The organism is Dactylosporangium sp. NPDC051485 (assembly GCF_040682015.1).
Taxonomy (GTDB): Bacteria; Actinomycetota; Actinomycetes; order Mycobacteriales; family Micromonosporaceae; genus Dactylosporangium.
Window position 1 is genome coordinate 1 of record NZ_JBFAZW010000114.1, and the last position, 14,562, is coordinate 14,562.

Consider the following 14,562-nt stretch of genomic DNA (forward strand, 5'->3'; position numbering starts at 1 on the left):
GGCACGCCGAGCGGGCGCTGCTCGCGATCGCGCGGGCCGGGCACCGCGACGCGGCCGAGGCGGCCGCGGCCGGCTACGGGCCGGAGGCGGTCGCGGCGATCGGCCGGCTGCTCGACACCGACCCGGCGTACCTGCTGCCGGCCCGGATGCCGGTCGTGCCCGACTGGGCCGACCCGGCGCTGCTGGCCCCGATCGAGCTCGCCGGCGGGGCCGGGAGCCTGCCGCCGCGGGCCGCCGGGCACGTGCTGACCGTGCTGGCGCTGTCGCGGATCGGCGAGCCGTACGCGGGGCTGGCCGCCGTCACGGAGGCCTGCACCCGGGCGTCGCTGGCCGAGTTCGCCTGGTCGCTGTTCCAGCGCTGGCAGCACGCCGGCACCCCGGCGAAGGAGTCGTGGGCCCTCGACGCGCTCGGGCTGCTCGGCGACGACGAGACCGTGCGGCGGCTGGCCCCGGTGATCCGGGCCTGGCCGGGTTCGGGCGGCCATGCGCGGGCGGTGGCCGGGCTCGACGTGCTCGCCGAGATCGGCACGGACGTGGCGCTGATGCACCTGCACGGGATCGCGGAGAAGGTGAAGTTCCGCGGGCTGAAGGACCGGGCGCAGGAGAAGATCGCCGAGGTGGCGGCCGGCCTGGGCCTGTCACCGGAGCGGCTGGCCGACCGGCTGGTGCCCGACTTCGGCCTCGACCCCGACGGCACCCTCGGCCTCGACTACGGCCCGCGGCAGTTCCGGGTCGGCTTCGACGAGCAACTGCGGCCCTTCGTGACCGACGCCGCCGGCAAGCGCCTGCGCGACCTGCCCAAGCCCGGCGCGAAGGACGACCCGGCGCTCGCCCCGGACGCCGCCAGGCGCTTCGCCGCACTGAAGAAGGACGTGCGGACGATCGCCGCCGACCAGATTCGGCGGTTCGAGCGGGCCATGACCGGGCAGCGGCGGTGGGCGCCGGAGGAGTTCGAGCGGTACATCGTCGGGCACCCGCTGGTGTGGCACGTGGCCCGGCGGCTGGTGTGGGCGGCCTTCGACGACGCCGGGGCCGTGCTCGCGACGCTGCGGGTCGCCGAGGACCGCAGCCTGGCCGGGCCGGACGACGAGCCGGCCGCGATCCCGGACGGGGCGCGCCTCGGGGTGGCCCACCCGCTGCAGCTCGGCGCCGCTGCCGTCGCCTGGTCCGAGGTCTTCGCCGACTACGAGATCCTGCAGCCGTTCCCCCAGCTGGCCCGCGACACGCACGAGCTCGACCCGGTGCAGCGGGCGGCGACGGCGCTGACCCGGTTCGCCGGGGTCAAGGTGCCCACCACCAAGGTGCTGGGGCTGGAGCGGCGCGGCTGGCGGCGCGGCGAGCCGCAGGACGGGGGCCTGCAGCCGGTCATGGAGCGCGACCTGCCCTCCGGCGACACGCTGATGCTCGACCTCACCCCGGGGATCGTCGTCGGCGATGTCGCGACGTTCGGGGAGCAGGCGCTCGGCGACGCGTACGTGCTGCCGGACGCGGCACACAGCTGGGACCGCCGGCGGGCCCGCCGGCTCGGCGACGTCGACGCGGTCGCGATGTCAGAGATCATCCGGGACCTTGAGGAGGTCACGCAGTGAGCGGCGGGGCGGAACAAGCGGTGGACACGGGCACGGACCCCGGCGCGGACACCGGCAACGGGCGTGCCGTGCAGCGGCCGCCAGCCGAGGTGCGGCACGCCGACGAGCTGCGGCGGCTGGCCGAGACCGACACCGGGGAGCGGCCCCCGGGCTGGGCGCTGAGCCTCACCGCGGCCCGGCGGTTCATCGTCGGCGACCCCGGCACCGGGATCACCCGCAAGTTCGTCGGCGACCCGTCGCTCATCGACCGGGCGCTGGTGTCGCTGGCCACCAGCCGGGGGCTGATGCTCGTCGGCGAGCCCGGCACCGCCAAGTCGCTGCTGTCGGAGCTGCTCGCCGCGGCCGTGAGCGGGGTGTCGACGCTGACCATCCAGGGCGGCGCGGCGACGACCGAGGACCAGATCAAGTACTCCTGGAACTATGCCCTCCTCGTCGCCGAGGGACCCTCGACCCGCTCGCTGGTGCGGGCGCCGCTGCTGCGGGGCATGGCGGAGGGGCGGGTGGTGCGCTTCGAGGAGATCACCCGGTGCCCGCTGGAGGTCCAGGACAGCCTGCTGTCGCCGCTGTCCGACCGGGTGCTCGCCATCCCGGAGCTGATCGGGCCGGACGCCATGGTGTTCGCCCGCGACGGGTTCAACGTCATCGCCACCGCCAACACGCGCGACCGGGGCGTCAACGAGATGAGCGCGGCGCTCAAGCGGCGGTTCAACTTCGAGACCGTGTTCCCGATCGCCGACTTCGAGACCGAGCTCGCGCTCGTCGAGGCCGAGGCCGGGGCGCTGCTGCACCGCTCCGGGGTGACCGCGGCGCCGCGCCGGGACGTGCTGGAGGTGCTGGTCACCACGTTCCGGGAGCTGCGCGCCGGGCAGACCGTCCGCGGCGACGCCATGGACCGGCTCACCTCGGTGATGAGCACCGCCGAGGCGGTCTCGGTCGCGCACGCGGTCGGGCTGCGGGGCTGGTTCCTGCGCGGCGAGTCCGGCACCGCCGCCGACGTGGTGGCCTGCCTGGCCGGCACCGCGGCCAAGGACAGCCCGGAGGACCTGGCGAAGCTGCGGCGGTACCTGGAGCAGCAGGTCTCCTGGCGCCGCGGCGGCCAGTGGCAGGCCCTGCACGACGCCCGCCACCAGCTTCCCGGGTGAGGCTGTGATGCAGGCGACGTTCATCGGGGTGCGGCACCACAGCCCGGCCTGCGCCCGCCTGGTCGGCGAGACGATCGCCGCGCTGCGCCCCGCGCATGTGCTCGTCGAGGGGCCCGCGGACATGAACGACCGCATCGACGAGCTGCTGCTCGGCCACGACCTGCCGATCGCGGTGTTCAGCAGCTACCGCGACGAGGAGCGCCACCACGGGTCGTGGGCGCCGTTCTGCGAGTACTCCCCGGAGTGGGTCGCGCTGCGGGCCGGGCGCGAGGCCGGTGCGCAGGTGCGGTTCATCGACCTGCCGGCGTGGGACGAGGCCCTGGCCGGGCGGGAGAACCGGTACGCGGACGCCGAGCAGCGCTACGCCGAGGCCGTCGACCGGCTCTGCCAGGCCTTCGCCGTCGACAACGTCGACGTGCTCTGGGACCACCTGTTCGAGATCGAGCCGGCCAGCGGGATCGAGGAGCGCCTGGCCGCGTACTTCGACCTGCTGCGCGGCGAGTCCGAGGCGGGCGACGGGGACCGGGCGCGGGAGGAGTACATGGCCCGGTGGGTGCGGGCCGCGCTGCGCGACGCCGGCGAGCGCCCCGTCGTCGTGGTGACCGGCGGCTTCCACCGCCCGGCCCTGCTGCGCCTGAGCGCCCACGACCACGAGGACGAGGCGGGGGAGTGGCCGCCGCTGCCGGCCCTGCCGCCGGAGGCCGTCGGGGGGAGCTTCCTGGTGCCGTACTCCTTCCGCCGCCTCGACGCCTTCGACGGCTACCAGTCGGGGATGCCGTCGCCGGCGTACTACCAGCGGCTCTGGGAGGCCGGGCCGGCCCGCGCCGCCGACGACCTCGTCGCGGCCGTCGCCGGGCGGCTGCGTGAGCGGCGCCAGCCGGCGTCGACCGCCGACCTCATCGCGGCCCGCGCCAGCGCCGCCGGGCTGGCCACCGTGCGCGGGCATCCCCACCCGGCCCGCACCGACATCCTCGACGGGCTGGCTGCCGCGCTCGTCAACGACGCCCTCGACGAGCCGCTGCCGTGGTCGACCCGCGGGCGGCTGCGGCCCGGCACCCACCCGGTCGTGGTCGAGATGGTCGCGGCGCTGAGCGGAGCGCGGGTCGGCCGCCTCCACCCGGACACCCCGCTGCCGCCGCTGGTGCACACCGTGACCGCGGAGCTGGAGCGCGAGGGGTTCGCCGACGGCGGGCCGATCGCCCTGACCCTGACCGACCCGGACGGGCTGCGGCGCAGCCGGCTGCTGCACCGGCTGCGGGTGCTGGGCTTCCCCGGGCTCACCCGGCACCGAGGGCCGGCGACCGGCATCGACCCGGTGCTCGACGAGGACTGGACGCTCGAGGAGCACGAGCACCGGCTGCCCGCGCTGATCGAGGCCGGCGCGTATGGCGTGACGCCCGAACAGGCCGCCGCCGCGGCGATCGCCGAGCGCGCGGGGCGGGCCGGCGGCGACGTCGGGGCCCTGGCCGGCGCCCTGTTCGACGCGGCGCTGTGCGGCACGACCCGGCTTTCCGACAAGGTACTGCGGGACCTCACCCTCGGCGTCGCCGCCGCGTCCGACCTCGGCGCCCTCGGCCGGCTCCTCGGCGTGCTGCTGGCGCTGTGGCGCCACGACCGGCTGTTCGGCACGGCCGGCAACGCCGCGCTCGGCACCGTCATCGGGGCCGCCCACGACCGGCTGCTGTGGCTCGCCGAGGGGATCCGCGGCGCCACCGCCGACGCCGACCCGGCCCGCCTCGCCGCCGTCGTCGCGCTGCGCGACACCGTCGTGCACGCCGCCGTCCCGCTCGGGCTCGACCGCGCGAGGCCGCTCGGCGTGATGGCCCGCATCGGCGCCGACCCGGGTGCCCGGCCGGACCTGCGCGGCGCCGCGTTCGGCTTCGGGTGGGCACTCGGCGCCGAGGCCGACCCGGAGCGGGCGGTGCGCGGCGCCGGCGGCCCGGCCGCGCTCGGCGACTGGCTGGCCGGCCTGTTCGCCGTGGCACGGGAGGAGGTCCTGCACGCCACCGGGGTGCTCGACCTGCTCGACGAACTCGTCGTCGGCCTCGGCGACGAGGACTTCCTGATCGCGCTGCCGGCGCTGCGGCAGGCGTTCGCGTACTTCCCGCCCCGCGAGCGCGAGACGATCGCCGGGCATGTGCTGGCCCGCCGTGGGCTGCCGGGGCCCGGCCGGCTGCTGCTGCGCCGCCCGGCCGCCGACCCGATGCTGCTGGCCCGGGCCGCGGCCCTGGAGTCCCGCGTCGACACCGTGCTCGCCCGGGAAGGACTGCTGCGATGAGCATTGACCCGATCGACCCACAACTGCAGCGATGGCGGCTCGTGCTGGGCGAGGCCGGCGAGGCGGGCCTCGCCGGCGGGCGGCTGGCCGGCGCGGCGGCGGCCCAGGACGCGGCGCTGGAGTGGCTGTACGGGCGGGACGAGGAACTGCGCCGCCGCGGCGTGCGGCCCGCCGGACGCGAGGGCGGGGACGGACCCTCGATCGTGACGACCGTGGACTGGCTCGACGAGATCACCCGGCTGTTTCCCAAGGAGACCGTCGAGCGGCTCGAACGGGACGCTGTGGAGCGGTACGAGATCCATGACGTGGTGACCGACCCGGCGGTGCTCGCCCGGATCGAGCCGAACGAGTCGCTGCTGCGGGCCGTGCTGCGCACCAAGCACCTGATGAACCCCGAGGTGCTGCGGCAGGCCCGGCGGATCGTGGAGGCGGTCGTGCGGCAGCTGTTGGAGCGGCTGGCGACCGACGTGCGGCGGGCGTTCACCGGCACCCGCGCCCGCACCCCGAGCCGCTTCCGCCTCGCCCGCGACTTCGACGTGCGGCGCACGCTGCGGGCCAACCTCGGGCGATACCGGCCCGAGGAGCGCAAGTTGTACATCGAGTCGGCGCACTTCTTCTCCCGCACCCGCCGCCATGTCGAGCGCTGGCAGCTGATCCTGCTGGTCGACCAGTCGGGCTCGATGACGGGCTCGGTCATCCACTCGGCCGTCACCGCCGCGTGCCTGTGGGGCCTGCCCGGCCTCAGGACCCACCTCGTCGCGTTCGACACCGAGATCGCCGACCTGACCGCCGACGTCGACGACCCGGTCGAGCTGCTCATGAAGGTCCAGCTCGGCGGCGGCACCGACATCGCCCGGGCCGTCGCCTACGGCACGCAGCTGATCGAGCAGCCCCGCCGCACCATCGTCGCCCTCATCAGCGACTTCTACGAGGGCGGCAACGAGGCCCGCCTGGTCCGCCTGGTCGCCGCCCTGGTCGAGCAGGGCACGAAGGTCCTGTGCCTGGCCGCGCTGGACGAACAGGCCGACCCCGTGTACGACCGCGCCATGGCCCAGCGCCTGGCTGACACCGGCGCCGCGGTCGGCGCCATGACCCCGGGCGAGCTCGCCGCCTTCGTCGCCGAGCAGGTCGGCCGATGAGACGGGACGTGCTCGCGCTGACGGCCGACGCGCTGGCCGTGCTGACCAACCGCGGCCTGGTGAAGCGCGCGGCCCGCGAGGCCGAGGCGGCGCCGCCCGCGATCACCGAGGACGACGACGGGACGCTGCGCGGGACGTACCCGGACGGCCCGGCACCGGTCCTGCCGGCGGGCGGCGGCGGGCTGGACCGGGCGACGTGCACCTGCGGCGCGGTCGGCACCTGCCGGCACGTGATCGGGTTGATCCTTGCGTACCAGGCGCTGCGGGGTGCGCAGGCCGCGACCGACCGGGCGGACGGGCCGCATGAGGGCGCGGACGCCTCGGCCCACGGGCCTCGGGCGACGACGACCGAGGTAGGCGTGGCCGACTGGTCACCGGGGACCTTCAGCGACGAGCAGCTCGCGGCGCGCATCGGGGAGCGGATGCTGGCGGTCGCCCGGCGTACGCTGCGGGCCGGCTACCACGCCCGGGTGCGCGGGCCGGGTGCGGACGATCCCGCGCCACGGGTCGACCTCGGCGCGGCGACGGTTCGGTTCCTGGTGCCCCACGACCTCGGGTTCGTGCACTCGGACGCGGTCGCCGGCAGCCGCGACGACGTGATCGCCCTGGCGGTGTGGGCCTTCCGGGCCGCGGACCGGAGGGCGCCGGGGGAGCCGGACGTACGGATCGACGTGGGCGGCGACGACCTGCAGGCGGACGGGCTCGACGGCTCCGCGGCGGAATCGGCGGGCGGGGGCAGCGCCGCGAGGACCAGGAAGGCGACCGGCACCGCATCACCCGGGGGCGCGAAGGGCATGACCGTGGGCGGCGGCACAGCGGCCGTCGAGCCCGTGACGGACGGGCCATCGACGGCAGGGCCTGCAACGACCGATGCTTCCGCCAGCGGGGCGCCGACGGCCACGGCCGGTGGGCCTTCGGTGGGCGGGCTATTGGCGGATGAGGCTTCGGCGGCCGGTGTTTCCGCCGGCGAGGCGTCGGACGCCGCTGGCGTGGCCGGGGCGGCGATCAGCGCGGCTGACGAGGGGCGGGCGGCGACCAGCGCGGCCGGCGAAGGTGGGAGGGCTACGGGAGGGACGGTGGCCGGCGCGGGCGTGGCGGCGCGGGCGTTGGCGGAGCAGGGTGCGGCAGGACGGGGCGGGGCTGGACGGGCTGCGGCTGGGCCGGGTGCGGCTGGACGGGGTGCGGCTGGACGGGATTCGGTCGCGGATGGGCTCGGGGCGGCGGGCCGGCTGGCGGACGACGTGCTGCTCGCGGGTGCAGTGCACGCCGGGGCCGGGTTCGGGGGTGCGGTCGCCGACGTGCGGCGGCGGCTGGAGCGGGGGAACCTGCGGTGGCCGCTGGCGGCGGTGGGGGAGATGGCGGAGCAGCTGGAGGCGTACCGGGATCGGGGGAGCCTGTACGCCCCGGAGCGGCTCGCCGAGCTCATCGTCGAGGTGCACGCCCGGCGGCGGGCGGTCGTGGGGCTCGGGGGCGGGGCGCGGGCGCGGGTGCTCGGCACCGAGGAGGCGGCGGAGACGCCGCTGCGGCGGGCGCGGCTCGACGGGCTCGGGTGCCGGGTGGTGGCCGTCGGGCAGGACGGGGCGGCGGACGAGCGGAGGGTCGTGGAGGTGTTCCTGGCGCACATCGATACCGCCACGGTGCTGGTGCTGCGGCGGGACTGGGACGGCGACGGGACCGGAGTGGCGCTCGGGCGGCGGCGGGTCGGCGGTTCGACGGTGGGCCAGCTGGCCGGTGGCCATGTGGTCACGGAGTCGGCGGTGCGCAACGCCGGCCGGGCCGTGCGCCTGGCCACCAGCCGGATCGCCCGGACCACGGTGGTGCCGTCGCGCGGCGCATGGGACGGGCTACCGGCCGGCCTGCTGGTCGACGACCTGCGGGCGCTCGCCGCGGAGCTGGAACGGCTGCCGCCGCGCGTGGTACGGCCCCGGGTGGCGGCCGAGCTCGTGCGGGTGGTGCGGATCGCGGGGGTGGAGCGGGTGGCGTACCTCCCGGGGGCCCAGCGCCTCGACGCCGTGGTGACCGACGCGGCCGGGGAGCGGGCCACGATCACGGCCACGCACACGGCCGCCGCCCCGGGGCGGCTCGACGCCATCGCCGCAGCCCTGGCCCGCATCGCCGCCGAGACCGGCCACGCCCACCCGCCTGCCCCTGCCGGGCCCGTGTCGGCCGCGCCCGTGCCGGCCGCGCCCGTGCCCGCCGGGTCCGTGTCTGCTGGGTCTGCGTCCGTGCCCGCCGAGGCTGCGCCCGATGTGGCCGAGTCCGACGGGGGCGGGGGTAGCGCGAGCCGGGACCGGGGTGTCGGCGGGGCGGGTGACGCGATCTGGGGCGGTGGCGGGAGCCGGGGCGGGGACTGGGACGGGTGGTTCGTCAGCGGGGTGGTGCGGCGGTCCGGGGGCGGGATCGTGATCGAGCCGCTGGCGTTCGCCGGTGGGGGCGAGGTCGTGTTGCCGGACCTGACCGGTGAGGTCGGCGGCCGGCTGGAGTCGGACTGGGGCGAGGACGAGGAGCCGTTGCGGGCTGCGGTCCACCATGCCATCGGGGTGATGGCCGAGGTGGCGCACCGCGGGTTGGGGCATCTCCCGCCCACGTTCGGCGATCGGCTGCGTGCGGCCGGTGAGCGGCTGGCGGGCGTCGGGCTGCTCCGGAGTGCCGCGGCGGTCGGGGCGTTCCGGGATGCGCTCGGGGCCGATCCGGGGGAGGAGGCAGTGGGGCGGTGGGTCGATGCGTACCTGCGGCTGATGATCACCGCCGAGCTGGAGTCCTGAGGTCCAGAGGACCGGGCGTTGGTGGTATCGGACCCGCGCGGGGGCGGCGGCCGGCCGGGAAGAGCGCTCGGTGAGCGGGGCAGTGCGCTGGGCTAGGGGCGGTGGTCCGGAATGTCCAGTCTGGGAGGGGTGGGCTAGCGATCCACCGCACATGGCAGTGTCGGTCGGTGTGTCGCGGCCGATCCGGGACTAGGCTCAGCCGCCGGAACAGCCAAGACCGAGCCTCAGGGGGTTGAGCATGGCCGACTCGTTCGTGCATCTCCACGTGCACACCGAGTACTCCATGCTCGACGGGGCCGCGCGCCTCAAGGAGATGTTCGCTGAGGCCAATCGGCTCGGCATGCCCGCCGTGGCGATCACCGACCACGGGAACATGCACGGGGCGTACGACTTCTACAAGCAGGCCAAGGCGGCGGGCGTGACGCCGATCCTCGGGGTCGAGGCGTACGTGGCGCCCGAGTCGCGGCTGACCAAGCAGCGCATCCGGTGGGGGCGGCCCGACCAGAAGGACGACGACGTGTCCGGCTCCGGCGGGTACACGCACAAGACCATCTGGGCGCGGAACAAGACGGGCCTGCACAACCTGTTCCGGCTGAACTCGCGGGCCTCGATCGAGGGGCACTTCGTGAAGTGGCCGCGGATGGACGCGGAGATCATCGCGGAGCATGCCGAGGGGCTGATGGCCACGACCGGGTGTCCCTCGGGGGAGGTACAGACGCGGCTGCGGCTCGACCAGTTCGACGAGGCGATCAAGGCGGCGGCGCGGTACCAGGAGATCTTCGGCAAGGACAACTACTTCCTCGAGGTCATGGATCACGGCCTGGACATCGAGAAGCGGGTCCGGGAAGGGCTGGCCGAGATCTCCAAGCGGCTGGGTATCCCGCCGGTGGTCACCAACGACTCGCACTACACGCACCAGGCGCAGGCCGAGGCGCACGACGTGCTGCTGTGCGTGCAGACCGCGGCCAACATCAACGATCCCAACCGGTTCCGGTTCGGCGGGTCGGGGTACTACCTGAAGTCCGCCGACGAGATGCGTGCCGTCGACTCCTCCGACCTCTGGCAGGCCGGCTGCAAGAACACGCTGCTGGTGGCCGAGAAGGTCGACGTCGACGGGATGTTCGAGTTCCACAACCTGATGCCGCGCTTCCCCGTGCCCGACGGCGAGACCGAGGAGTCCTTCTTCCGGGCCGAGGTGGCCCGCGGCATGGCCCGCCGGTTCCCGAACGGCATCGACGAGGAGCACCAGCGGCAGGCCGACTACGAGGCCGACATGATCGTCAAGATGGGCTTCCCGGCGTACTTCCTCGTGGTCTCGGACTTCATCCTCTGGGCCAAGAACGAGGGCATCGCCGTCGGGCCCGGGCGTGGGTCGGCCGCCGGGAGCCTGGTCGCCTACGCGATGGGGATCACCGACCTCGATCCGCTGCCGCACGGGCTGATCTTCGAGCGGTTCCTCAACCCCGACCGTATCTCGATGCCCGACATCGACATCGACTTCGACGAGCGCCGGCGGGCCGACGTGATCCGCTACGTCACCGAGAAGTGGGGCGAGGACCGGGTCGCCCAGATCGCCACCTTCGGCACGATCAAGGCCAAGGCCGCCATCAAGGACTCCGCGCGGGTGCTGGGCTACCCGTTCGCGGTCGGCGACAAGATCACCAAGGCGATGCCGCCCGCCGTGATGGGCAAGGACATCCCGCTGTCGGGGATTTTCGACGCCAACCACCCGCGCTACTCCGAGGCGGTGGAGTTCCGGGCGCTGTACGACAGCGACCCCGACGTCAAGAAGGTCGTCGACACCGCCAAGGGCATCGAGGGGCTGATCCGCCAGACCGGCGTGCACGCCGCCGGCGTGATCATGTCCGCCGAGCCGCTGATCGACCACGTGCCGCTCATGCGCCGTGACGCCGATGGGGCGATCATCACGCAGTTCGACTATCCGACCTGCGAGACGCTCGGCCTGCTGAAGATGGACTTCCTCGGGCTGCGCAACCTGACGATCATCGACGACGCGGTGAAGAACATCGCCCGCCGCGGGATCGACCTCGACCTGCTCTCGCTGGAACTCGACGACAAGCCGGCCTACGAGCTGCTGGCCCGCGGCGACACGCTCGGCGTGTTCCAGCTCGACGGCGGGCCCATGCGCTCGCTGCTGCGGCTCATGAAGCCCGACAACTTCGAGGACATCTCCGCCGTGCTGGCGCTGTACCGGCCCGGCCCGATGGGTGCCAACTCGCACACCAACTACGCGCTGCGCAAGAACGGGCAGCAGGAGATGACCCCGATCCACCCGGAGCTGGAGGAGCCCCTCAAGGAGATCCTCGGCCCGACCTACGGCCTGATCGTCTACCAGGAGCAGGTCCAGCGCGCCGCGCAGAAGCTGGCCGGGTACACCCTCGGCCAGGCCGACCTGCTGCGCCGGGCCATGGGCAAGAAGAAGAAAGAGGTCCTGGAGAAGGAGTTCGGCCCGTTCCAGGCGGGCATGCGCGGCAACGGGTACAGCGACGAGGCCATCCAGAAGCTGTGGGACGTGCTCGTGCCGTTCGCCGACTACGCCTTCAACAAGGCGCACACGGCCGGCTACGGGCTGGTGTCGTACTGGACGGCGTACCTCAAGGCGAACTTCCCGGCCGAGTACATGGCGGCCCTGCTGACCAGCGTCGGCGACGACAAGGACAAGATGGCCATGTACCTGTCGGAGTGCCGGCGCATGGGCATCGAGGTGCTGCCGCCCGACGTCAACGAGTCGGCCGGCCCCTTCACCCCGGTCGGCAAGGACATCCGCTTCGGCCTGGCCGCCGTGCGCAACGTCGGGCACAACGTCGTCGACGCGATCGTGCGGTGCCGGCAGACGCAGAACGGGCCGTACAAGGACTTCGACGACTTCCTGTCCAAGGTCGACGCGGTGGTCTGCAACAAGAAGACCATTGAATCCCTGATCAAGGCGGGCGCGTTCGACTCGATGGGGCACCCGCGCCGCGGCCTGCTGGCCATCCACGCCGACGCCATCGACAACTACGCCGACCTCAAGAAGAACGAGGCCATCGGCCAGTTCGACCTGTTCGGCGACGCGTTCGGCGCCGACGACTCGACGGCCGGCGGCACCGCGATGACGGTGCAGATCCCGCAGATCGAGTGGGACAAGCGGGAACTGCTCGCGTTCGAGCGGGAGATGCTCGGCCTGTACGTCTCCGACCACCCGCTGTTCGGCCTGGAGCCGGTGCTGGCGAAGGCGGCCGACACGGCGATCAGCACCCTGTCCGAGGAGGGCGCGGTCGCCGACGGCGCCGTGGTCACCCTGGCCGGCATGCTCACCGGCGTGCAGCGGCGCATCACCAAGCAGGGCAAGCCGTGGGCCTCGGCCACCCTCGAGGACCTCGGCGGCGCGGTCGAGGCGCTGTTCTTCCCCAACACCTACGAGCTCGTCGGGCAGTACATCGCCGAGGACGCGATCGTGGTGGTGAAGGGCCGCATCGACCGGCGCGACGAGACCCCGCGGCTGATGGCGATGGACCTGTCCATCCCGGACGTGTCCGCCGCCGACGAGAACCGGCCCGTCGTGCTCTCCCTGCCGGCCACCCGCTGCACGCCGCCGCTGGTCGACCGGTTGAAGGAGATCCTCGTCAACCATCCCGGCAAGGCCGAGGTACACGTGAAGCTCAGTCACGGATCCCGGACCACCCTGCTGCGCCTCGGCCCCTACCACGTCAACCCGACGACGGCACTCAAGGGCGACCTGAAGGCGCTGCTCGGCCCGAACAGCTTCTCGTGACAGCGGTGACGGCGGTCACGAGGTAGTGTCGGCGGGTGCACACGCACGCCCTCGCCGACGACCTGCGCCCACGTCGGTCGTTATGGCTCTCCCGGCGTGCGCGGTGGTCGTCCGCCGCGGTCGCCGTGCTGGCCGTCGTCCTGCTGGTGTTCACCGTGGTGTACCGCGTGAGCCAACGACCGTACGGCTTCGACCGGCTCGATCGGATCGGCGGGGTGAGCCTGCCGTCCGGCACCGTGGGGTCCGCCGTCGACCTTGACGGCGGCCGCGCCTTCGTCGGCCACCCGACCGGCGACGGCGGCTATGAGCTGCGCGCCGTCGACGCCGACAAGCCCTCGACCACGGTGTGGACCAACACCACCCTCGGCGCCGTGGAGACGTTCCGCTCCGCCCGCGGCATGGTCCAGGTGACCGGCCCGGCCGTCGCCGGGCACCGCAAGGTCACCCTGCTCAACGCCAACAACGGCGCCCCGTTCACCAGCTTCGACGTGCTCACCGGCGACCGCTGGGAGCTCATCGGCAAGTACTTCGTCCGCTACGCCGCCGCCGAGCACCGCCTCACCGTCACCGACGTCGGCACCGCCCGCCAGACGGCGGTCCTCGACCAGCCCGGCGGGGCGGACTCCTGGTGGCTGACCGACACCTGGAGCGGCCAGCAGGTCCCCACCTCGTTCGGCGGCGAGCCGCTCGACGAGGCCCTCATCGTCGACCCGCACATCGTGCGGGCCACCGCCGAGCGCGGCCTGGAGGTCCTCGGCCTGGCCGGCGGAAAGATCCTGGGCGCCGGCACGGGCCTGGCCGACCCGGGTGACCTGGTGTACCCCTACGAGGAGCAGATCTTCGTCGCCACCCGCGGCGCCGGGACCCAGCTGCACGTCTACGACCGCACCCACCTGAGCAAGCCGCAGTGGACCTGGACGTCACCCGACGCGCAGGCCCGGCCGCTGTTCGTGACCGCGTGCGGCGAGCGGCGGGTCTGCGTCGGCGAGGAGCACCACGTCACCGAGCTCAACGCCGACACCGGCCAGGTCGTCTGGCGGGTCGCCGCCGAGCGCCCGTCGCAAGCCGTCCCGGTCGGCGACCGGGTCATGGTGCGCACCGCCACCCAGGCGATCGGGGTGACCGAGACGCTGCTCGACGCCGGGGGCCGGACGGTGCGCAGCTGGCCGGACAAGCGCGCGGCCCGCCTCGACGAGGGCAGCTACCTGCTGCTGCCGGCCGTGCCGCCGCCGGGGGACTACCCCTGGACGGGGGTTGACGCCTCCCGCGGCACGGCGCGGGAGCTCGGCAGCATCGCCGCCCGCCCGGACGCGTGCGTGTGGAGCCACACCTACCTGGCCTGCGCGACGCCGGCCGAGGTGGTCTTCTACCGCATCCGGGCGCCCTGGTACTCGCTCTGACGCTTCTTCTGGCGGCGCGCCAGCCGGAACATGGCCACGGCGCCGATGCCGACCCACGCCACGTTCACGGCGACCGACGGCCACGCCCGGCTCGCCGCCGAGTTCACCGCCAGGGCCACCGCCCCGAGGATGTTCATGACCTGGAACACGGCCCCGTCCCCGGCCAGCCGCTTGCTCGACACGAGCGCGTAGGCGGCCAGCACCAGCGCCGCGCCGACCCACCCCAGCACGTCGATCACGGCAGCACCGCGAACGCGGTCATCCCGGCGCGGACGGGGTGGCTCGGGTCGACGATTCGGCTCACGCGGACGATCTTCGCATCCAGCCCGGCCAACGCGTGAGCGAGCACACGGCGCGCAGCGCCCGCACCACCCTGGATGACCCGGCGCAGGGCCTCGAAGATCGGCAGTACCCCTAGCTCGACGGGGCGTCTCACCCCTAAGTGGAGGTTGTCACAAGGGTGGCCGAGCGACC

Annotated in this window: 9 protein-coding genes; 7 read left to right on the forward strand and 2 right to left on the reverse strand. The window is 74.2% G+C overall.

The annotated features are described in order from the left end of the window. The 7 genes from AB0M46_RS42115 to AB0M46_RS42145 form a co-directional block, all read left to right on the forward strand. Positions 1 to 1,589 (forward strand): DUF4132 domain-containing protein (locus AB0M46_RS42115; RefSeq protein ID WP_363345517.1); only part of this gene is annotated, 1,589 nt, incomplete at its 5' end. A 20-nt stretch (positions 1,590 to 1,609) separates the two neighbouring features. After that, positions 1,610 to 2,731: an AAA family ATPase gene (locus AB0M46_RS42120; RefSeq protein ID WP_363345519.1), complete on the forward strand. Its 1,122-nt coding sequence runs from the start codon at positions 1,610 to 1,612 to the stop codon at positions 2,729 to 2,731. A 7-nt stretch (positions 2,732 to 2,738) separates the two neighbouring features. Next, positions 2,739 to 5,009 (forward strand): DUF5682 family protein, encoded by a 2,271-nt coding sequence (locus AB0M46_RS42125; protein ID WP_363345521.1) that lies wholly within the window; start codon positions 2,739 to 2,741, stop codon positions 5,007 to 5,009. After that, complete coding sequence (locus tag AB0M46_RS42130) at positions 5,006 to 6,148, forward strand: VWA domain-containing protein (RefSeq protein WP_363345523.1); 1,143 nt, start codon at positions 5,006 to 5,008, stop codon at positions 6,146 to 6,148. The genes AB0M46_RS42125 and AB0M46_RS42130 overlap by 4 nt, the downstream gene beginning before the upstream one ends. Then, on the forward strand, positions 6,145 to 8,913 hold the full coding sequence (locus AB0M46_RS42135; protein ID WP_363345525.1) for a hypothetical protein: 2,769 nt from the start codon (positions 6,145 to 6,147) through the stop codon (positions 8,911 to 8,913). Before AB0M46_RS42130 ends, AB0M46_RS42135 begins: the two co-directional genes overlap by 4 nt. A gap of 238 nt (positions 8,914 to 9,151) precedes the next feature. Continuing rightward, positions 9,152 to 12,688 carry a DNA polymerase III subunit alpha gene (gene dnaE, locus AB0M46_RS42140; RefSeq protein WP_363345527.1) on the forward strand — a complete coding sequence of 1,179 codons (3,537 nt, stop codon included), beginning with the start codon at positions 9,152 to 9,154 and terminating at the stop codon, positions 12,686 to 12,688. Between the two features lie 35 nt (positions 12,689 to 12,723). Further along, positions 12,724 to 14,088, forward strand: a complete 1,365-nt coding sequence (locus AB0M46_RS42145) for a hypothetical protein (RefSeq protein ID WP_363345529.1) — start codon at positions 12,724 to 12,726, stop codon at positions 14,086 to 14,088. On the opposite strand, the gene AB0M46_RS42150 is transcribed toward AB0M46_RS42145, so the two are convergent. Together AB0M46_RS42150 and AB0M46_RS42155 are read right to left on the reverse strand one after the other, a co-directional pair. Then, positions 14,055 to 14,327, reverse strand: a complete 273-nt coding sequence (locus AB0M46_RS42150) for a hypothetical protein (protein WP_363345531.1) — start codon at positions 14,325 to 14,327, stop codon at positions 14,055 to 14,057. The two genes, AB0M46_RS42145 and AB0M46_RS42150, sit on opposite strands and share 34 nt — an antisense overlap. Then, on the reverse strand, positions 14,324 to 14,524 hold the full coding sequence (locus AB0M46_RS42155) for a hypothetical protein (protein ID WP_363345533.1): 201 nt from the start codon (positions 14,522 to 14,524) through the stop codon (positions 14,324 to 14,326). The genes AB0M46_RS42150 and AB0M46_RS42155 overlap by 4 nt, the downstream gene beginning before the upstream one ends. Between the last annotated feature and the right edge of the window lie 38 nt (positions 14,525 to 14,562).

What these genes read in the sequence shown, in the direction of transcription:
- AB0M46_RS42125 (WP_363345521.1), top strand. Translation starts at nt 2,739, where the DNA reads ATGCAGGCGACGTTCATCGGGGTGCGGCACCACAGCCCGGCCTGCGCC.
- AB0M46_RS42130 (WP_363345523.1), top strand. Translation starts at nt 5,006, where the DNA reads ATGAGCATTGACCCGATCGACCCACAACTGCAGCGATGGCGGCTCGTG.
- AB0M46_RS42135 (WP_363345525.1), top strand. Translation starts at nt 6,145, where the DNA reads ATGAGACGGGACGTGCTCGCGCTGACGGCCGACGCGCTGGCCGTGCTG.
- dnaE (WP_363345527.1), top strand. Translation starts at nt 9,152, where the DNA reads ATGGCCGACTCGTTCGTGCATCTCCACGTGCACACCGAGTACTCCATG.